Source organism: Rhizobium sp. 05N49 (assembly GCF_056396805.1).
On record NZ_JBFTME010000002.1, the window covers coordinates 31,362 to 51,339 of the forward strand.

The following is a 19,978-nucleotide window of genomic DNA, read 5'->3' on the forward strand; positions in this document are numbered from 1 at the left end:
CCCATTGCCATGCTGACGCTCAGTGAACGCCGTGGACGGCAAGCACCTGTTTCATCCGATCGGTCGCGAGTTCCGGATCGGCGAGAACCCGGGCCTTGTCGGCAAGGCGGAAAAGCTCCGCCAGATGCGTCAGCGAACGTGTGCTCTGCTGGCCGCCGATCATCGTGAAATGGTCCTGCAGACCGTTGAGGTAGGCGAGGAAGACGACGCCGGTCTTGTAGAAGCGGGTCGGCGCCTTGAAGATGTGGCGCGACAGCGGAACGGTCGGCTCAAGCAGGTCGAAGAATTCGTGGTTGCTCTTGCGGCCAAGCGCGTCGAGTGCGGCCGAGGCCGCAGGTGCGATGGCGTCGAAAATACCGAGCAGCGCGTCCGAATGGCCCTGCTCGTCACCGGCGATCAGTTCGGCGTAATTGAAGTCGTCGCCGGTATACATGCGCACGCTCTTTGGCAGCTGCCGGCGCATCGTCACTTCCTTTTCTTTTGAAAGAAGCGAGATCTTGATACCGTCGACCTTCGCGGCATTGGCTTCGATCACCTGTAGGCAGGTTTCCATCGCCTTCAGGTGGTCGCCATTGCCCCAATAGCCGGCCAGCGCCGGGTCGAACATTTCGCCGAGCCAGTGGATGACGACGGGTTCCTTCACCTGGCGAAGAATGCGGTCATAGACCTTAATATAATCGTCCGGCCCCTTGGCTGCCGCGGCTAGGGCACGGCTTGCCATGAGGATGATGCGACCACCGGCGGCTTCCACCGTCTCGATCTGTTCCTCGTAAGCCCGGATGATCGTGTCGATCGTCACGTCGGGGCCGGGCGTCAGATGGTCGGTACCGGCGCCGCAGGCAATCAGCGCGTCGTTGCGGGAGGCGGCTTCACCAAGTGCGCGGCGGATAAGCTCGCGGGCCTCCGGCCAGCCAAGCCCCATGCCGCGCTGCGCCGTATCCATAGCTTCGGCAACGCCGAGACCGAGATCCCAGAGGCGATGGCGGAAAGCGAGCGTGCGCTCCCAGTCGATCGCCGGCGTCAACCAGGGATCGTTGTCGGCCAGCGGATCGGCGACGACATGGGCGGCGGCAAAGGCGATGCGCGGGAAGCTCTTGGCGTCCCGCTTCTTGAGTTCGATCGGCGTGCCGGTCAGCGCATAAGGAGCGATCTTGCCGTCGAGAGGAAGATTGATCGTCGTCACGGCTCAAAACTCCAGGGCGGGGACATCGAGCCAGCGGCGCTCGGCCCAGGATTTCAGGCCGAGTTCTGCAAGCTGCACGCCCTTGGCGCCGGCTTCCAACCCATAGGGCCAGGGAGCGTCTTCGACCACGTGACGGATGAACATTTCCCACTGCGCCTTGAAGCCATTGTCGAAGACCTGCGTATCCGGCACTTCGTCCCAGGTCTTGTAGAAGTCGATCGTCTGCGGCTGGTCGGGGTTCCAGACCGGCTTTGGCGTATTGACGCGATGCTGGCTCCAGCATTTCGTCAGCCCGGCAACGGCCGAGCCATGCGTGCCGTCCACCTGGAAGGTCACGAGGTCGTCGCGACGAACACGCACGGCCCAGGATGAATTGACCTGCGCGATCGCGCCGCCTTCCAGCTCGAAGGTCGCATAGGCTGCATCATCGGTATCGCAGTTGTAGGGCTTGCCCTGTTCATCGATACGGGTGGGAATATGGGTTGCACCCAGGCAGGAAACGGCTTTCACCTCACCGAAGAGATTATCGAGCACATACCGCCAGTGGCACAGCATATCGAGGATGATGCCGCCGCCATCGGCCTTGCGGTAGTTCCAGGACGGGCGCTGGGCCGGCACGCCCCAGTCGCCTTCGAAGACCCAGTAGCCGAATTCGCCGCGCACAGAGAGGATCTTGCCGAAGAAGCCGGAATCACGAAGCAGCGCCAGCTTGCGCAGGCCGGGGAGGAAGAGCTTGTCCTGCACCACGCCGTGCTTGAGGCCGGATGCGCGCGCCTTGCGGGCCAGGTCGATCGCAACCTGCAGGTCGTCGGAGATGGGCTTTTCGCAATAGACGTGCTTGCCGGCATCGAGCGCCTTGGACAGCAGCTCTGCGCGCATCAGCGTGGTTCCGGCATCGAAGAAGATGGCGTCATCGGGATTGGCGAGCGCAGCATCGAGATCGGTCGACCAGCGCTTGATGTTATGCTTGCGGGCAAGCTCCTCCATCTTCGCGCCGTTGCGGCCGACGATGATCGGATCGATTTCCAGTTTCTCGCCTGATTTTAGCGTGATGCCGCCCTGATCGCGAAAGGCCAGGATCGAGCGAACGAGGTGCTGGTTGTAACCCATACGGCCGGTAACGCCGTGCAAAATGATCCCCAAACGTGCCACTTTTTCCTCCCTGGAAGCTTTTATGCGTCGGGAGCGGGCAGTCAGGCCCGGCCCTCCCGAGCTGGTAACTAAACAGTTACTTGATGGCAGAAGAGGAATATTGCTGTCAATAGCCAATTCGGTTTTTTGAAAATCAGCGCTTTATCGAAGCGAGTGTGACGTGAACGATGTGGCGTTCCCAGGTCTCGAGACTCGCTGGCGTGATGAGATCGCGGCCGAAGATCGTCGAAAGTGTGTACTGGTTTGAAAGGTAGAAATAGCCAAGTGAGGCGATTGTCAGATAGACGTGCAGCGGATCGGCGGTCTCGATGAAGACGCCAGCCTTTTTGCCCTCTTCCAGGACCTGCGAAAGCTCGCCGATCAGGTGCGAGTGCAGTTCCTTCAGCCGCACGGACTGGCGCAGCCAGCGGGCGCGGTGCAGGTTTTCCGTGCCGAGCAGGCTGAGGAACTCCGGATGCTGCAGGAAGTAGCGCCAAGTGAAGAGGGCGAGTTCCCCAATGCCTTCCTCAGGGCTGCGCGTGCCGATGTTCAGGGCGCGCTCGGCGGTGCGGATGCTGACATAGGCTTCTTCGAGGACACGAAGATAGAGCTGCTCCTTGTCGCCGAAATAATGGTAGAGCATACGCTTGTTGGTGCCGGCGCGCTCGGCAATGGAATCGACTCGCGCTCCGCCCATGCCGTTTTCGGCAAATTCCCGTGTGGCGGCTTCAAGAATGGCCGCACGCGTGCGCTCCGGATCGCGTTGGGCGGTTCGTTCGGTGGACGGACGCTTGATCTTCTTTTTTGCGCTCTCCCCTGTGTCGTTCATACGATTTCCCCTATCTTCCCCATGTTGCGCTCATAAGGCTTAAGCGGGAGAATGTAAAAACCCGAATTGGTCGGCGCAATCGGGTCACCAACACCGCTTGACAGCCCGAAGACTTTGAACATAACTTGTAACCAATTAGTTATTTGTTGCAAGATAGCTAATTCGGAAGCGTGTGGAGGCGCTTCCTGTTGGGAGGAGGAAACCAATATGTCTTTTCGTGTAAGCAGACGTAATTTCATGGCGGGCGGAGCAACGCTCCTTTCGCTTTCGGCGCTCGGAAACAGCGCTTTTGCCCAGGAAAACCGCTTGCGTCTCATCTGGTGGGGCTCTCAGCCGCGCGCTGACCGCACCAACAAGGTCTCAGACCTTTTCAAGGCGAAAAACAGCGGTGTTGCCATCACCGGCGAATTCCTAGGATGGGCCGATTACTGGCCGCGCCTCGCCACGCAGGTGGCCGGCCGCAACGCCCCTGACGTCATCCAGATGGATTATCGCTACATCGTCGAATATGCCCGACGCGGCGCTCTTGCTCCGCTGGAATCCTATATGCCCTCGAAGCTGCAGCTCGATGATTTCGATCCGGCGCAGATCGAAGGCGGCAAGGTCGACGGCCATTTCTATGGTGTCAGCCTCGGCGCGAACTCGGCAGCGACCGTCATCAACACGGTTGCCTTCAAGGAGGCCGGCATCGACGTGCCGACCAACAAGACGACTTGGGAAGAATTCGGCAAGATCGGTGCTGAAATCACCAAGGCCGGCAAGCGCAAGGGCTATTTCGGTTTTGCCGATGGCAGTGGCGGCGAGCCGCTCTTCGAAAACTACCTGCGCCAGCGCGGCAAGGCGCTCTACACGGCGGATTCGAAGATTGCCTTCGGTGCCGAGGATGCGTCCGAATGGTTCGACATGTGGGCCAAGTTCCGTGAGGCCGGCGCCTGCGTAACGCCCGACATTCAGGCGCTCTACAAGGATACGATCGACACCAGTCCGCTGACCGTCGGCAAGGCTGCCTGCGACTACGCCCACTCCAACCAGTTCGTTGGCTATCAGGCGATGGTCAAGGACAAGCTTATGCTCAGCAACTATATGAGGATCAAGCCGGATTCGAAGGGCGGACACTACCGCAAGCCTTCGATGTTCTTCTCGGTTTCCGCCCAGTCCAAGGCGATCGATCAGGCTGTCGACTACGTCAACTTCTTCGTCAAGAACCCCGATGCTGCCAAGATCCTCGATGTCGAGCGCGGTATTCCGGAATCGAAGGCGATGCGTGATGTCGTTGCCGGCACGCTCGATGAAACCGGCAAGGTCCCGCTCGAATATGTCAGCGGTCTCGGCGATCTCGCAGGCCCGCTTCCGCCCCCGCCGCCGACCGGCGCCGGCGAAGGTCAGGTCGTGCTCCGCACTATCTCGGAGCAGGTCGCTTTCGGCCAACTTACCCCGGCTGATGCCGGTAAGCAGCTCGTGGATGAAATCACGCGAATTCTCGCGCGGGGTTGATCTTATATGACCAATGCGATGCGCACGTCCGCAGGGACGGTAACCGTGGAAAGATATCAGGGAGTACGGGCTGACGGACGCCTCCGGCGGCTGTGGAATGCCAATGCTCCCGGCTATCTCTTTCTGCTTCCGTGGCTGATAGGCTTTTTTGGCCTGACACTCGGCCCGGCCCTGATTTCGCTCTACCTGTCCTTCACCGACTTCGACATGTTGAGGGCGCCGGGTTGGGTGGGAGCCGCAAATTACGTGCGCATCGCGACGGCCGATCCGAAATTCGCATCGGCCATGTCCGTCACATTGACCTATGTCGTCTTGTCGGTGCCCTTCAAGCTGACCTTTGCGCTTCTTGTTGCGCTTGCCCTGAACCGGGGCTTGCGCGGCCTGCCGATCTACCGCGCGATCTTCTACCTTCCGTCCCTTCTTGGCGGCAGCGTGGCGATCGCCGTATTGTGGCGCCAGCTTTTCGCCAGCGACGGTCTCGTCAACGCCGCACTTTCGCATTTCGGTATCGTCGGCCCGAGCTGGATTTCGCATCCGAGCTATTCGATCTACACGCTGGTCGCACTCTCCGTCTGGCAGTTCGGCTCGCCTATGATCATTTTCCTGGCCGGCCTGCGCCAGATCCCGCAGGATATGTATGAGGCTGCAAGCCTCGACGGTGCATCGAAATTCCGCCAGTTCTACAAGATCACCCTGCCGCTGCTGACGCCCGTGATCTTTTTCAATGCCGTCGTCCAGACGATCGACGCCTTCAAGGCCTTCACGCCGGCCTTCATCATATCCGGCGGCACGGGTGGCCCGATCAATTCGACGCTGTTCTATACGCTCTATCTCTATCAGGAAGCTTTCGGCAATTTCCGCATGGGCTATGCCTCGGCGCTCGCCTGGATCCTCGTGGTGATCATCGCGATCTTTACGGCCTTCTCCTTCCTGACCTCGCGCTATTGGGTACACTACGATGACTGAGATGACCGCTTCCGTCACCGCGGCCAGGCCGCCATCGGACATTACCAAACGCAGCCTGCCGGCAACGCTCGTCATCCACGCGCTGCTGATCGCCGCCTCGCTTTTGATGCTCTATCCGCTGCTGTGGATGGTGTCGGCATCGGTCAGACCGGAAAACGAGATCTTCTCGTCGACCTCGCTCATTCCGTCCTCGGTCGATTTTTCGTCCTACGTGCGCGGCTGGACCGGCCTCGACATCAGCTTCGGCCGCTTCTTCTGGAATTCGCTCGTCATCTCGCTGCTGGTTGTCGCTGGCAACGTCATTGCCTGTTCGCTGACCGCATTCGCCTTCGCGCGACTGCGTTTTGCCGGCCGGAACTTCTGGTTCGCGATCATGCTCGGCACGCTGATGATCCCCTACCACGTGACGCTGATTCCGCAATATGTGCTCTTCCTTGATCTCGGCTGGGTCAACACCATCCTGCCGCTGGTCGTGCCGAAGTTCCTGGCAAGCGACGCCTTCTTCATCTTCCTGATGGTGCAGTTCTTCCGCGGCATCCCGCGCGAACTCGATGAAGCCGCGATGATGGATGGCTGCAGCGCCTGGCGCATCTACTGGAAGATCATGCTGCCGCTGTCGCTGCCGGTTCTGGCCACAGCCGCCATCTTCTCCTTCATCTGGACGTGGGACGATTTCTTCGGCCCGCTGATCTACCTCAACGACATGAACACCTACACGATCCAGCTCGGCCTGCGCACTTTCGTGGACTCCACCAGCGCATCGGACTGGGGCGGATTGTTCGCCATGTCGACGCTCACGCTCGTGCCCGTGTTCTTCTTCTTCCTGTTCTTCCAGCGCCTGCTGATCGAGGGCATCGCCACGACCGGCATGAAGCGTTGATGGATCGGGCGGAAAAGCCAGACAGGATTAAGTGACATGAGCATCAAGACAGTCGCGATCATCGGCTGCGGTATCGGCCGCTCCCATATCGTCGAGGGGTATCTGCCGCATCCGGACAAGTTCAAGGTCGTAGCGATCTGCGACCTGAACGAAGATCGCCTGAAGACGATCGGCGACGAATTCGGCATCGAACGGCGCACGACCTCCTTCGACGAGCTGCTTGCCGATGGCAGCATCGACATCATCGATATCTGCACGCCGCCCGGCATCCACAAGGAACAGGTCATCGCTGCCTTGGCCGCTGGCAAGAACGTGGTCTGCGAAAAGCCGCTGACGGGCTCGCTCGCCGGTGCGGACGAGATCATTGCGGCCGAGAAGACCGCCAAGGGCACGCTGATGCCGATCTTCCAATATCGCTATGGCGATGGTGTCGAGAAGGCCAAGCGCATCATCGATGCCGGTCTCGCCGGCAAGTTCTATATGGGTTCGGTCGAAACCTTCTGGCGTCGCAAGCCGGAATATTATGCCGTGCCCTGGCGTGGCAAATGGGCGACCGAACTCGGCGGGGTGCTGGTCACCCATGCGCTCCATCTGCACGACATGCTGTTCTACCTTGCCGGCCCCGCCACCCGCGTCTTCGGCCGCGTGGCGACCCGCGTCAACGAGATCGAGGTCGAAGACTGCGCCTCCGTCAGCCTGCAGATGCAGAACGGCGCCTTCGTTTCGTTGTCCTGCACGCTCGGCTCGCAGAACGAGATCAGCCGGCTCAGGCTTCACTTCGAAAACATCACATTCGAGAGCAATCACGAGGCCTATGCGCCCGGCCAGGATCCTTGGCAGATTATTGCTGCCGATGACGAAGTTCAGGCGAAGATCGATGCTGTCATCGCTGAATGGCAGCCCGTACCTCTGCGCTTCAACACGCAGATGCTGCGCTTCCACGATTATCTGATGGGCAAGGGTCCGCTTCCGGTGACGAGCGCGGATGCGAGGCGCGCGCTGGAGCTGGTCACGGCCATCTACCAATCTTCCGATAGCGGCGCCGATGTTGCCCTGCCGATCGGTCCTGACAGCCCGAAATACGCCGACTGGCGTGCAAGAACCAAATAAGAGGGGATTTCGGAACATGGCAACGAGTGTCGTTCTTCAGAAGGTCGAGAAGCGCTATGGGCAGCTCGACGTCATCCACGGCATCGACCTGACGATCGATCCCGGTGAGTTCGCGGTCTTCGTTGGCCCGTCTGGTTGCGGCAAGTCCACGCTGCTGCGCATGATCGCCGGCCTCGAGGAAATCTCCGGTGGTGCGCTGCTGCTCGACAATGAGCGCATGAACGAAGTGACGCCCGCCAAGCGCGGCATCGCCATGGTCTTCCAGTCCTATGCGCTCTATCCGCATATGTCGGTCTACAAGAACCTTGCCTTCGGTCTCGAAACCGCAGGCTACAAGCGGGCGGAAATCGAACCGAAAGTACGCCGCGCCGCGCAGATCCTGCAAATCGAGAAGCTGCTGGAGCGCAAGCCGAAGGCACTCTCGGGTGGCCAGCGCCAGCGTGTTGCAATCGGCCGTGCCATCGTTCGTGAGCCGCGCATCTTCCTCTTCGACGAGCCGCTGTCCAACCTCGATGCTGAACTGCGTGTCCAGATGCGCGTAGAGATTTCCCGCCTGCACCGCAGCCTCGGCAACACGATGATCTATGTCACCCACGACCAGGTAGAAGCCATGACGATGGCCGACAAGATCGTCGTCCTGAATTCCGGTCGGATCGAGCAGGTTGGCGCCCCTCTCGACCTCTACAACAATCCCGCCAATCGTTTCGTCGCCGGCTTTATCGGCAGCCCGAAGATGAACTTCCTCAATGCCAGGATCGAAAGTGTCACCGACACCGGCTCGACGCTTAACGTCTGCGGCAGCTCCATCCAGCTCGGCCGTCGGGTTGCCGGTCAGCCGGGCCAGGATGTTACCTTCGGCATCCGTCCAGAACATCTTGCTGTGACGGAAGGCGGCACCGTGCTCTCGACCGTCAATGTCGATCTCGTCGAAAATCTCGGTGGCGCCACCATGCTCTACGCAACGACGCCGGACAACCAGGCGCTGACCATAGCGCTTGATGGCCAGCAGAAGGTCGAGCGCGGCACCAATGTGAAGGCATCCTTCGATCCCGCCCGCTGTCACGTTTTCGACGCCAGCGGCAAGACGATCTGAAAAAGCCGCCGCTTGACAGCCGATCCCTCTCAAGCCCATCATTTCCTTGAGGGTGACGAGGGGGATAGGCGTGACGCCTGAAGAGAGGATCCATGCGCTTGGCATTTGGCAAGGTCCGATCGACATAGTCCCGATCACCGGCGGCCTCACCAACCGGAACTATCTGGTGAGAGATGGCGCGCAGCGTCGCGTTGTCCGCCTGGGCGACGATATCCCGGTCCACCACATCAACAGGCAGAACGAGCTTGCGGCAAGCCGTGCAGGCCATGCGGCCGGTATCTCGCCAGCCGTTATCCATCATGCGCCAGGCGTGCTGGTTCTCGATTTCATCGATGCCAAACCACTGTCGCCTGATGATGTCAGGAAGCCCGAAACGCTTGCCCGTCTCATTCCACTGATCCGCGCCTGCCACCGCGACATGGCTCGCCATTTTCGCGGTCAGGCGCTGATCTTTTGGGTTTTCCATGTGATCCGCGATTATATCGCAAACTTGAAGGCTGCCGGCAGTCCTTATGCGCCGCTGCTGGACGAGCTGCTTGCCAAAGCCGAGCGTCTCGAAGAAGCCGCGGGCCCCTTCGAGATTGCCTTCGGTCACAATGACCTGCTCGCCGCCAATTTTCTCGACGATGGCAGACGGCTTTGGCTGATCGACTGGGATTACGCCGGCTTCAATACGCCGCTGTTCGATCTCGGCGGTCTTGCGTCCAACAGCGAGTTTTCTGCAGAGGCGGAGCGCCTGATGCTGGAAACCTATTTCGATCGGCCGCTGACGGATGATTTGAGCTGCCGCTACCAGGCCATGAAATGCGCCTCGCTGCTGCGCGAGACGCTCTGGAGCATGATCTCCGAGATCCATTCGACCATCGATTTCGACTACGCCACCTATACCGCCGAAAATCTTGCGCGCTTCGAGCGCGCCTATCGGGCATTTGAACAGGATCATTGAATGACGAAGGAATTACCGAAGACGGCAAAGGCCGTGGTCATCGGCGGCGGCATCATCGGCTGCTCGACCGCCTATCATCTGGCCAAACTCGGCTGGACCGACACGGTGCTGCTGGAGCGCAAGAAGCTGACCTCCGGCACGACATTCCACGCCGCTGGCCTCGTCGGGCAATTGCGTACCAGCGCCAATATCACCCAGCTTCTGGGATATTCCGTCGACCTCTACAAGAAGCTCGAAGTCGAGACCGGCCTCGGCACCGGCTGGAAGATGAATGGCGGGCTGCGGCTTGCCTGTAACGAGGAGCGCTGGATCGAGGTCAAGCGTCAGGCGACGACGGCCCAGTCCTTCGGCCTCGAAATGCATCTTCTGAATCCGCAGGAGGCCTTTGATCTCTGGCCGCTGATGACGACAGACGATCTCGTCGGCGCCGCCTATCTGCCAACGGATGGCCAGGCCAATCCCTCCGACATTACCCAGGCGCTGGCAAAAGGCGCTCGCATGGCCGGAGTCTCGATCTTCGAGGACACAGAAGTTCTCGATCTCGAAATCGACAAGGGCAGGATCCGCGCCGTCATCACCGCACAAGGCCGTATCGAATGCGAGCGGGTCGTGGTCTGCGCCGGCCAATGGACCCGCAGTTTCGCCGCCCGCTTTGGCGTCAACGTGCCGCTCGTTTCCGTCGAGCATCAGTACATCATTACCGAATCCTTCGGTGTGCCTTCTAATCTCCCGACGCTGCGCGATCCCGATCGCCTCACCTATTACAAGGAAGAGGTCGGCGGCATGGTCATGGGCGGCTACGAGCCGAATCCTATCGGCTGGGCTATGGACGGCATACCCGAAGGTTTCCACTACACGCTGCTCGACAGCAATTTCGATCACTTCGAACAGATCATGGAGCAGGCGCTCGGTCGCGTGCCCGCTCTTGAAAACGCGGGCATCAAGCAGCTTCTGAACGGCCCGGAGAGTTTTACGCCCGATGGCAACTTCATCCTCGGCGAAGCGCCGGAACTGAAGAATTTCTTCGTCGGTGCCGGCTTCAACGCCTTCGGCATCGCGTCTGCCGGTGGCGCCGGCATGGCACTTGCCGAATGGGTAACGAAGGGCGAGCCGCCCTACGACCTCTGGCCGGTCGATATCCGCCGCTTTGGCCGCCCGCATTTCGACACGGACTGGGTTCGCACGAGAACACTGGAGGCCTACGGCAAGCACTACACGCTGGCCTTTCCCTTTGAGGAATATTCAAGTGGCCGTCCCTGCCGCAAGTCGCCGCTTTATGAACGGTTGAAGGCGCAGGGCGCCTGCTTCGGCGAAAAACTCGGCTGGGAGCGGCCGAACTGGTTTGCCGATCTCTTCGCCAATGAGGAGCCGAAGGATATCTATACCTATGGGCGCCAGAACTGGTTCGAGGCCGTTGGCCGCGAGCACAAGGCGGTGCGCGAAGCAGCCGTCATCTTCGACCAGACCTCCTTTGCCAAATTCGTGCTGAAGGGCAGGGATGCCGAGATGGCACTGTCATGGATTGCTGCCAACGATGTCTCAAAGCCCGTGGGATCACTGATTTACACGCAAATGCTGAACGACAAGGGCGGCATCGAATGCGACGTGACCTGCGCGCGCATTGCCGAAAACGAATATTACATTGTCACCGGCACCGGCTTTGCCACGCACGATTTTGACTGGATTTCGCGCAGCATTCCCGATGGCCTCCACGCCGAACTCGTCGATGTCACTTCCGCCTATACTGTGCTCTCGCTGATGGGCCCGAATTCCCGCACCATCCTGGAAAGGGTCACGACAAGTGACATCTCCAACGCTGGCTTCCCCTTCGGTCGGGTCAAGACCATCGGCATTGCCGGCTGCCCTGTGCGGGCGTTGCGCATTACCTATGTCGGCGAACTCGGCTACGAACTGCATGTGCCGATCGAATACGCGACGACCGTTTATGATGCGCTGATGGCCGCAGACGGGCAGTTCGGCCTCGTCAACGCCGGCTATCGCGCGATCGAGAGCTGCCGTCTGGAAAAGGGCTATCGCGCCTGGGGTTCTGATATCGGTCCTGATCACACACCCATCGAAGCCGGGCTCGGCTGGGCGGTAAAGACACGCAGGACCACGCCTTTCAAGGGGCGGGCGGCGATCGAGCGGCAGCTCGAAAGCGGTGTGAAGAAGATGCTCGCCTGCTTTGTGCCCGATGATCCCGATATCGTGCTACTCGGCCGTGAAACCATCTATCGTGACGGACAGCGCGTCGGCTGGCTTTCCAGCGGGGGCTTCGGTTACACCATCGGCAAGCCAATCGGTTACGGCTATGTGCGTCATAGCGATGGCCTAACGGAGGATTTTGTCCTCTCCGGCGTCTATGAGCTGGATGTCGCGCGCGAACGCGTGCCCTGCAAGGTTTCGCTAAAGCCGCTCTATGACCCCGAAATGAAGCGGATCAAGGCCTAAAGCATGTCGCGCCAAAGTGCGCAGCGGTTTTGCGATGACGAAGTGCGTAAAAGCAAAGACCTAAAGCTCGGCAAGCGAAACTTCGGGATGACGACGCGCTTTGGACGACTGCGGCGAGAACCGGCTTCCCTTGACGCGTTCTCATCCCGTGGCAGCCACGGGATGAGAACGGCGCGAAGTGCTTCAATAAAGGGGCAGCCTATTGTCCTGGATAAGAATCTCCAGCTTGTTCGCCACGTCCTCTGTCCAGGCGATGTTCCCGGTCAGCGCCTTCGGAAATAGGCCTGGCAGCTTGAACAGTGCAGCCGAGACCGCCGCGCCGTTGCGCGGCACATCGGCGATCAAAGCCGCAATCTCCCCGGCGCGAGGGTCACGCAACTCATAACGCTCGCCATTCCGATCGATGCCCGTCGCATAGCGCATCCAGGCCGCGACGGCGATCGCATAGGTCTCCGCTTTGCTACCCTTGGCAAGCGCTTCCGTTGCCGGTTCCAGCAGGCGCTGCGGCAGTTTCTGTGTGCCGTCCATGGCGATCTGATAGGTACGGTGGGCGATCGCCTTGTTTGCAAAGCGTGCTATCAATTCGTTCGCATAGGCATCGAGATCGATGCCGGGAACCGGATCCAGGGTCGCCGCCGCCGCACTCATGTGCCGGCGTGCCAGTGCTGCCAATCCTGCATCATCCATGACGTCGCGGACAAATTCATAGCCAGCTATATAGCCGAGATAAGCGAGGAGCGAATGCGCGCCGTTCAGCATACGCAGCTTCATCTTCTCATAGGCCGAGACTTCCTCGACCATCAGCGCGCCATGAACCTTTTCCCACGCCGGACGGCCGTTGACGAAGTGGTCCTCGATCACCCACTGGGTAAAGGGCTCCGTCTCGATTGCCGCCAGGTCCGTGCGGCCCGTCAGCCGCTTGGCATCGGCATAGGTCTCATCGGTGCTTGCCGGCGTAATGCGGTCGACCATCGTTGAAGGGAAAGGCACATTCGCCTCGATCCATCGATGCAGATCCGCATCGATGCGGGCGGTATATTCCAGCACCAGACGCTTCAGCACCGCACCATTGCTCGGCAGGTTGTCGCAGCTGAGCGGCGTAAAGGGAGCGATACCCTTCTCCCGGCGCCGCCTCAGACCCTCGACGAGATAGCCGATGACGCCACGCGGCGCATGCCGGTTGGCGAGGTCGGCGACAATATCGGGATGCTTGAGGTCAAGCCCTCCCGTTGCCGGATCGAAACCATAGGCCTTTTCCGTCACCGTCATGCTGACGATGCGGATTTCAGGATCTTCGAGCCGTGTCAGCAGGCCTGCCGGATCGCGGGGCGCCACATGTGCCCCCAGGATCGAGCCGATAACATGAGCCGTCGTGCCCGATGTATCACGGATCAGCACGGTATAGAGCCCGTTCTGGGCGGAGAGGTTATCCGCGACATCGGGGGTGCGCAGGCTCGCCACCTCGATGCCCCAGTCGCCGCCGGCGGCTGCCAGCGCGCCGTCCGTGAAAGGCGCGAAATGCGCACGGAAGAAGGCACCGGGACCGAGATGCAGGATGCCGGCCTTTAGCGCATTCCTGTCATAGGCAGGAAGCTTCGCCGTCGGCGCAAGGCCGGTCACGTTCTGTAATCTGTCGCTCACAGTTTGTAGGCCTTCTTCGCATTATCATAGGAGAGTTCGCGCGCCACGGTCTCGGCTTCCTTTTTGGAAATCCGATGCTCGACCGCAAGCTGCGCCAGGAAGCGGCAAATCTCGCGGCGCCAGACATCGTGACGGGCGGGGATCGACAGGAGCGCGCGCGTATCGTCGTTGAAGCCGGCAAGATTGGCGAAACCGGCCGTCTCGACGACCTGGTCGAGATAACGACGAATGCCGAGCGGGCTGTCGTGGAACCACCAGGGCGGCCCGATCATCAGGCAGGCCCAGTGGCCGGCCATCGGCGCAAGCTCGCGGGCATAGGTCGTCTCGTCGAGCGTGAAGAGCAGGATGCGCAGGCCAGGCGCATGGCCGTATTTCGAAAGCAGGGCATTGAGGCCGCCGACCCAGTCCGTGCGCGTCGGAATATCGGCGCCCATATTCGGTCCACGGGTTTCGAAAAGTTCACGGTCCGTGTTGCGGCGCGAACCGGCATGGATCTGCATCACCATGCCATCTTCGGCCGAGAGCCCAGCCATTTCCGTCATCATCTGGCCGCGGAAAAGCTCTGCATCGGCGGCCGAAAGGGGACCCCTCAGCGCTTTGTCGAGCAGCGCCTGCTTTTCGGCAAGCGGCAGATCGGCAGTAAAGGCCGTCGGCACGCCATGATCGGTCGCCGTTGCGCCGAACTGACGGAAATAGGCGCGCCGCTTGCGGTGCGCCTCGATCAGCCCATCCCACTTGGTGATGTCGCAACCGGTGATCTCACCGAAATTGATGAGATTGTCGCGGAAGCCGATGGCATCGGGATCGGTGACGCTGTCCGGTCGGTAAGTGGTGCGCACTTTGCCGATCCAGCCGTCGGTCGCCATCTTCTGATGGTGCGGAAGCGGGTCGAGCGCGCCTTCGGTTGTGGCGATCGTCTCGATGCCGAAGCGCTGGTGTAGCGCCCGCGGCCTGAACTCCGGAAGTTTCAGCTGCGTATTGATATGATCGTAGAGCGCATCGGCATTCTCAGTCGTCAGCGGCTCGGTGCAGCCGAGCACGGCCGACATGGCATGGTCGACCCAAAGGCTCGACGGCGTTCCGCGGAAAAGATGATATTTGGCGGCGAAAGCACGCCAGATATCCCGGCCGCTCGCCACCGGTTTGCCGTCGAGTCGTGGCACACCGAGCTCATCGAGTTTGGTGCCGGTGCTGTGCAGCATGCGGAAGAGATAGTGGTCGGGAATGACGAGCAGCGAAGCGGCGTCTTCGAAGGCCTTGTCGTCTGCGAACCAGGATGGTTCGGTATGCCCGTGCGGGCTGACGATCGGAAGGGCGCGTACGGTCTCGTAGAGATCGCGTGCTATTGTCCGCGTTGCCGGATCGGCGGGAAAGAGCCGGTCCGGATGAAGAAAGCCATTGCCTACATCCATCAGTTATCCTCCCTGATGGGATAAGGGCCTACCCCACAAGACGGAATGCGGCAAGGGCTTTTAGTAACCAAATGGTTCATTTCGGAATCGTTTTCGTGAGGCCTCGAAACCATTGACGCTTCGGCCTATTTGGGCTTTGGAATGCCACCTGATTTCCCCGGAGAAAACCGATGTCCGACGAGGCAGCCCGCATCACGAAGCTGGAAGAAATGCTGGCCCATCAGGCAAAGACGATTGATGAGCTTTCCGATCAGCTTGCCGAACAATGGAAAGTCATGGAGCAGACGCGCGCCAAGCTCGATCGATTGACCGAGCGGTTTTTGAGCCTGGAGGAACAATCGCTGGAAGCGCCGGCAATCACCAAACCGCCGCACTACTGAGCGGACAGCGCAGCGGAGCCGATGACCGACCTGCAGCAGGAAAGCGGTTTCGCGCTTCCCGCCTTTGCGATATAGCCCGGAAAGACGAAGCTGAACGAGAGACATCCCATGGCGGCCATCATCCGTTATCACCAGGGCGATATTTCCGCGGCGGACGCCGCCCGTTACACCGGCGCGATCGCGATCGATACCGAAACGCTCGGTCTCGTGCCGCGCCGGGACCGCCTCTGCGTCGTACAGCTTTCGCCGGGCGACGGTTCTGCCGATGTGATCCGCATAGCGGCCGGTCAGAAGGAAGCGCCGAACCTCGTCGCGCTGCTTGCCGATCCGTCGCGCCAGAAGATCTTTCATTATGGCCGTTTCGATATCGCCGTGCTCTTCCACACGTTCGGCGTCACCACTACGCCGGTCTTCTGTACGAAGATCGCTTCGCGCCTCATCCGCACCTACACGGATCGCCACGGCCTGAAGGACAATCTCAAGGAGATGCTCGACGTCGATATCTCCAAGACACAGCAATCCTCCGATTGGGCTGCCGAAACGCTCTCGCAGGCGCAGCTCGAATATGCCGCCTCTGATGTCCTCTATCTGCATGCGCTGCGCGACAAGCTGAACGAGCGCCTGATTCGCGACGGCCGCCTCGAGCACGCGACGGCCTGCTTCGAATTCCTGCCGACGCGCGCCAAGCTCGATCTTCTCGGCTGGGAAGAGGCAGACATCTTCGCCCATAGCTGACATCGGCCTCTTATCGGACATGCGCGCACGGCCGTAGACTGGCGTCTGCGGCCGTTAGCCGTTCGTTAAGATATTTTCAGTAACATTCTCTTCAATTTTTATGCATTCGACGGTGCAAAACGCGCCGATGCGGACAGGAGGATCTGCCGGGATGCACGGGGCCGGATGAGCGCGGTCTCGTTGTACGTCCTGCTTTCATAGCCACTTTGCGAAAGGAGCGTGCCTGTGTTGTCTCCCATTCGTTCAGCGTCCAATGCAAGCCTTTCTTCTCAGGGTCAGACGGCGGCAATCGTTGCCGGTGGCCTCGGCAGTTCGGTGGTCGCCCCCACCCCGGTAAATGCAGTTGAAGCGGCCGATCTGAATGCCGCGATTGCCGGCAAGCTTAATATTCTGCTCATCGCCGCGCGCCAGCGCATGATTGAAGCACTTCTCGACATCATCAATGCAACAGGGCGCACCATCGCGCTGCAACGCGGTGAAGGCGAATCCGATCAGGCTTTTGCCACCCGTGTCGCCGATGCCATCCGTCGCATGCCCGATGCCCAGATCGACGCGGTCGAGCGCCAGCTTTCCGATGACGGACATAGCCTGCCGCTGAAAATGATCGCCGCTGCCCTCAGGGACCCCACCGGGCCGGAGGCGACCCGTGTCATCACCTATGTCGAGATGATCAACTACAAGGACAGGGATCTCGCAGCCCGTGCCGTGGTCCGCTCCTATCGCCAGAACGATGCCGCACCGCCGCGGATCGAGCAGCGGCCGGAAATCAGGCTTCAGGAAGAAAACCTCCCCGCTACACGTCCGTCTGCAGCAAAGCCGGCTGAAACTGCAACAATGCCTCCTGCCGATGAAATCGCTCCGGCCGAGGCAGCCGCTGTCGTGACAACCGATCTGACTGCTGAAGATAGGCAGACCGGCAGTCAGTCCGCGACAGTGGCGCATGAAGCTTCACCGCAGGCAGCCGCGCAGGCAGAGACAGAAGAAGCCCCGGCCGCATCCGTGGATGGGGAAGTGGTCGAACCGGAACAGGCCGGACCCGCTGCCGAGCAGCAGACAATCTCCGCCAGGGCTGACCCGGTTATCCCGCGCAACTGGACCGGCATCGCCAGTTCCATGACCGAGCAGGTTTCACAGATGATCGCAACGATCATCCGCGAGCAGGAGGCAACTGCCCTGTTGGCGGATACACCTGTCGAAGCCGCCGTCGAAATCGATGCCATGCTGGACGAGGCCGTTATCAGTGACGCGAAAGAGAGCCTGGTTCGCATAACCCCGGAAGACGTCGTCGAGCCTGCATCGACCCAGGCCAATCAAGTTTCTCGCTCGTCCCAGGCGGAGATCCCTGCAGCCGCGCAGACGACGCGCCCTGCCAGGGAGGTTGCCGCTCAGCCGCAGCCGATTCCTCTCCCGGTAGTCGAGACACCCTCATACGTACCGCTCGCGGCACGTATGCCGGACGGTCTGCCCTACGCCCAGACGCCCTACCAGTTCGCTCGCGACGAATATAAGGCAACCAAGGCCGATGAGCCGCCTCATAGGCAACATGAAAATGACGGCTCTCAGGATCAGCAGCAACAGCAGGAGGCGCAATCCGGTCAGGGCGGTGAAGCGCAGCAGGCCGAGGAAGGGGAAGCCCCGCGTGAGGAGCGGCGCCAACCTAAGATGTTCGATCCCGATCCGTCGACTGCACCGGCAACCGTCGCTGACCCGGTCTATGCCCTTTACCAGCGCATGGTCGGCTGGGAGTGATCCGGAGCAATTCCAGCAAAGCGCCTGACGATTTTGCGTAGGAGCAAGGAATTTTAGAAACCTCCCAAAACGAAAGAACCCGCCGGATTGCTCCGGCGGGTTCTTCATTTCAATGGATCAGCGAAGGATTATTCGCCGCCGCGGTTCTTCAGAGCCGCGCCGAGAATGTCGCCGAGGGAAGCGCCGGAGTCGGACGAACCGAACTGAGCAACGGCTTCCTTCTCTTCCGCGATTTCCAGAGCCTTGATGGACAGCATGATCTTGCGGTCCTTCTTGGAGAAGTTGGTAACGCGGGCATCAACGGTCTGGCCGACCGAGAAGCGTTCGGGACGCTGCTCGTCGCGATCGCGAGCGAGGTCGGCGCGACGGATGAAGGAAGTGATGTCCTCGTGGTTGACGAGCTTCACTTCGATACCACCATCGTTGACAGCGATGACTTCGCACGAAACGACAGCGTTCTTGCGCAGGTCGCCGGAAGCAGCGGCTTCGCCAACTGCATCCTTGCCGAGCTGCTTGATGCCGAGCGAGATGCGTTCCTTTTCGACATCGACGTCGAGAACGACAGCCTTGACGACGTCGCCCTTGTTGAACTCCTCGATGACCTGTTCGCCCGGACGGTTCCAGTCGAGGTCGGAGAGGTGAACCATGCCGTCGACGTCGCCGTCGAGGCCGATGAACAGGCCGAATTCGGTCTTGTTCTTGACTTCGCCTTCAACCTCAGTGCCGGCCGGATGGCTGCGGGCGAATGCTGCCCACGGGTTTTCCAGCGTCTGCTTGAGGCCGAGCGAAATACGGCGCTTGGACGGATCGACTTCGAGAACGACGACTTCGACTTCCTGGCTCGTGGACAGGATCTTGCCGGGGTGAACGTTCTTCTTGGTCCAGGACATTTCCGAGATGTGGATCAGGCCTTCGATGCCCGGCTCCAGCTCGACGAACGCACCGTAGTCGGTGATGTTCGTAACGGTACCGGAAATCTTCTTGCCTTCCGGATACTTGGCCTGGATGCCATCCCACGGATCGGACTCGAGCTGCTTCATGCCGAGCGAGATGCGGTGGGTTTCCTGGTTGATGCGGATGATCTGAACCTTGACCTGCTGGCCGATGTTCAGGATTTCCGACGGATGGTTCACACGGCGCCATGCCATGTCGGTAACGTGCAGCAGGCCGTCGATGCCGCCGAGGTCAACGAACGCACCGTAATCGGTGATGTTCTTGACGACGCCGTCAACAACCTGGCCTTCTTCGAGGTTCTGAACGATCTCAGAACGCTGTTCGGCACGGGATTCCTCCAGAACCGTACGGCGCGAAACCACGATGTTGCCGCGACGCTTGTCCATCTTGAGGATTTCGAAGGGCTGCGGGTTGTGCATCAGCGGGGTAACGTCGCGGATCGGGCGGATATCGACCTGAGAACGCGGCAGGAAGGCGATCGCACCGTCGAGATCGACCGTGAAGCCGCCCTTGACCTGGTTGAAGATAACGCCTTCGACACGCTCGCCAGCTTCGAACTTGGCTTCGAGCTTGACCCAGCTTTCTTCGCGGCGAGCCTTCTCGCGCGACAGAACGGCTTCACCGAGCGCGTTTTCGATACGCTCGACGTAGACTTCGACTTCATCGCCAACCTTGAGCTGGCCGTCCTTGGCGCGGGCGCCGAATTCCTTGAGCGCGATGCGGCCTTCGACCTTCAGGCCGACGTCAACAACGGCGACATCCTTTTCGATGCCCGTGACGATACCCTTGGTTACATAGCCTTCGGCCAGATCGTTCTTGGCAAAGGACTCTTCGAGAAGGGCCGCGAAATCCTCGCGAGAGGGAGTTGCTACTGACATAAAATCTCCTGCGTGGCCTTCGATAGCGTCAAGGCTCACGTATGCGCCGGTTGGTTCGAGTTGAATGGGCCTGAACCCAGTCCGCCCTCTTTCAAGAAGGCAATCCGGCGCTTGGACGGAATTTCAGGCTTGCTTTCGCATGAGCG

The 19,978-nt window shown here is 60.3% G+C and carries 16 protein-coding genes; 10 read left to right on the top strand and 6 right to left on the bottom strand.

What is annotated here, in order from left to right; genetic code table 11:
* Positions 1–19: 19 nt before the first annotated feature.
* The 3 genes from AC1DF8_RS04350 to AC1DF8_RS04360 all read right to left on the bottom strand — a co-directional run bounded on the left by AC1DF8_RS04350 (position 20) and on the right by AC1DF8_RS04360 (position 3,143).
* Complete coding sequence (locus tag AC1DF8_RS04350; protein ID WP_477995087.1) at positions 20–1,183, bottom strand: dihydrodipicolinate synthase family protein; 1,164 nt, start codon at positions 1,181–1,183, stop codon at positions 20–22.
* Positions 1,184–1,186: 3 nt separating this feature from the next.
* Complete coding sequence (locus AC1DF8_RS04355) at positions 1,187–2,335, bottom strand: Gfo/Idh/MocA family protein (RefSeq protein WP_029616427.1); 1,149 nt, start codon at positions 2,333–2,335, stop codon at positions 1,187–1,189.
* 133 nt (positions 2,336–2,468) lie between these two features.
* A complete protein-coding gene (locus AC1DF8_RS04360; RefSeq protein WP_018114862.1) occupies positions 2,469–3,143 on the bottom strand; it encodes a TetR/AcrR family transcriptional regulator in 675 nt (224 codons plus the stop codon).
* 207 nt (positions 3,144–3,350) lie between these two features.
* On the opposite strand from AC1DF8_RS04360, the gene AC1DF8_RS04365 reads away from it, so the two are divergent.
* The 7 genes from AC1DF8_RS04365 (at position 3,351) to AC1DF8_RS04395 (ending at position 12,083) form a co-directional block, all read left to right on the top strand.
* Positions 3,351–4,637 carry an ABC transporter substrate-binding protein gene (locus AC1DF8_RS04365; protein WP_029616426.1) on the top strand — a complete coding sequence of 429 codons (1,287 nt, stop codon included), beginning with the start codon at positions 3,351–3,353 and terminating at the stop codon, positions 4,635–4,637.
* Between the two features lie 6 nt (positions 4,638–4,643).
* Positions 4,644–5,603: a carbohydrate ABC transporter permease gene (locus AC1DF8_RS04370; RefSeq protein WP_162710028.1), complete on the top strand. Its 960-nt coding sequence runs from the start codon at positions 4,644–4,646 to the stop codon at positions 5,601–5,603.
* A 1-nt stretch (position 5,604) separates the two neighbouring features.
* A complete protein-coding gene (locus AC1DF8_RS04375) occupies positions 5,605–6,483 on the top strand; it encodes a carbohydrate ABC transporter permease (protein WP_018114858.1) in 879 nt (292 codons plus the stop codon).
* A gap of 36 nt (positions 6,484–6,519) precedes the next feature.
* A complete protein-coding gene (locus AC1DF8_RS04380; RefSeq protein ID WP_477995088.1) occupies positions 6,520–7,593 on the top strand; it encodes a Gfo/Idh/MocA family protein in 1,074 nt (357 codons plus the stop codon).
* Between the two features lie 16 nt (positions 7,594–7,609).
* A complete protein-coding gene (locus AC1DF8_RS04385) occupies positions 7,610–8,686 on the top strand; it encodes an ABC transporter ATP-binding protein (RefSeq protein WP_477995089.1) in 1,077 nt (358 codons plus the stop codon).
* A 70-nt stretch (positions 8,687–8,756) separates the two neighbouring features.
* The gene (locus AC1DF8_RS04390) at positions 8,757–9,632 is read left to right on the top strand and encodes a phosphotransferase (RefSeq protein WP_477995090.1); all 876 of its coding nucleotides are present in this window, start codon (positions 8,757–8,759) and stop codon (positions 9,630–9,632) included.
* Complete coding sequence (locus tag AC1DF8_RS04395) at positions 9,633–12,083, top strand: GcvT family protein (protein ID WP_477995091.1); 2,451 nt, start codon at positions 9,633–9,635, stop codon at positions 12,081–12,083.
* 183 nt (positions 12,084–12,266) lie between these two features.
* Here the strand turns inward: AC1DF8_RS04395 and AC1DF8_RS04400 are convergent, their stop codons facing one another.
* A complete protein-coding gene (locus tag AC1DF8_RS04400; protein ID WP_477995092.1) occupies positions 12,267–13,724 on the bottom strand; it encodes a mannitol dehydrogenase family protein in 1,458 nt (485 codons plus the stop codon).
* Positions 13,721–15,136, bottom strand: a complete 1,416-nt coding sequence (gene uxaC / locus AC1DF8_RS04405; protein ID WP_477995093.1) for a glucuronate isomerase — start codon at positions 15,134–15,136, stop codon at positions 13,721–13,723. The genes AC1DF8_RS04400 and uxaC overlap by 4 nt, the downstream gene beginning before the upstream one ends.
* A gap of 170 nt (positions 15,137–15,306) precedes the next feature.
* On the opposite strand from uxaC, the gene AC1DF8_RS04410 reads away from it, so the two are divergent.
* From AC1DF8_RS04410 to AC1DF8_RS04420, 3 genes are all read left to right on the top strand, one after another.
* Entirely contained in the window at positions 15,307–15,516 is a 210-nt protein-coding gene (locus AC1DF8_RS04410) for a SlyX family protein (protein WP_112542868.1), read from the top strand.
* 108 nt (positions 15,517–15,624) lie between these two features.
* Entirely contained in the window at positions 15,625–16,251 is a 627-nt protein-coding gene (locus AC1DF8_RS04415; protein ID WP_113207241.1) for a ribonuclease D, read from the top strand.
* A gap of 225 nt (positions 16,252–16,476) precedes the next feature.
* Positions 16,477–18,000, top strand: a complete 1,524-nt coding sequence (locus tag AC1DF8_RS04420) for a hypothetical protein (RefSeq protein ID WP_477995094.1) — start codon at positions 16,477–16,479, stop codon at positions 17,998–18,000.
* Between the two features lie 128 nt (positions 18,001–18,128).
* Here the strand turns inward: AC1DF8_RS04420 and rpsA are convergent, their stop codons facing one another.
* Positions 18,129–19,832 carry a 30S ribosomal protein S1 gene (gene rpsA / locus AC1DF8_RS04425; protein ID WP_112542865.1) on the bottom strand — a complete coding sequence of 568 codons (1,704 nt, stop codon included), beginning with the start codon at positions 19,830–19,832 and terminating at the stop codon, positions 18,129–18,131.
* Between the last annotated feature and the right edge of the window lie 146 nt (positions 19,833–19,978).

Bases quoted from the DNA above. Each gene is read 5' to 3' on its own strand.
- AC1DF8_RS04360 (WP_018114862.1), bottom strand. From the start codon at position 3,143: ATGAACGACACAGGGGAGAGCGCAAAAAAGAAGATCAAGCGTCCGTCC.
- AC1DF8_RS04365 (WP_029616426.1), top strand. From the start codon at position 3,351: ATGTCTTTTCGTGTAAGCAGACGTAATTTCATGGCGGGCGGAGCAACG.
- AC1DF8_RS04370 (WP_162710028.1), top strand. From the start codon at position 4,644: ATGACCAATGCGATGCGCACGTCCGCAGGGACGGTAACCGTGGAAAGA.
- AC1DF8_RS04375 (WP_018114858.1), top strand. From the start codon at position 5,605: ATGACCGCTTCCGTCACCGCGGCCAGGCCGCCATCGGACATTACCAAA.
- AC1DF8_RS04380 (WP_477995088.1), top strand. From the start codon at position 6,520: ATGAGCATCAAGACAGTCGCGATCATCGGCTGCGGTATCGGCCGCTCC.
- AC1DF8_RS04385 (WP_477995089.1), top strand. From the start codon at position 7,610: ATGGCAACGAGTGTCGTTCTTCAGAAGGTCGAGAAGCGCTATGGGCAG.
- AC1DF8_RS04395 (WP_477995091.1), top strand. From the start codon at position 9,633: ATGACGAAGGAATTACCGAAGACGGCAAAGGCCGTGGTCATCGGCGGC.
- uxaC (WP_477995093.1), bottom strand. From the start codon at position 15,136: ATGGATGTAGGCAATGGCTTTCTTCATCCGGACCGGCTCTTTCCCGCC.
- AC1DF8_RS04410 (WP_112542868.1), top strand. From the start codon at position 15,307: ATGTCCGACGAGGCAGCCCGCATCACGAAGCTGGAAGAAATGCTGGCC.
- AC1DF8_RS04415 (WP_113207241.1), top strand. From the start codon at position 15,625: ATGGCGGCCATCATCCGTTATCACCAGGGCGATATTTCCGCGGCGGAC.
- rpsA (WP_112542865.1), bottom strand. From the start codon at position 19,832: ATGTCAGTAGCAACTCCCTCTCGCGAGGATTTCGCGGCCCTTCTCGAA.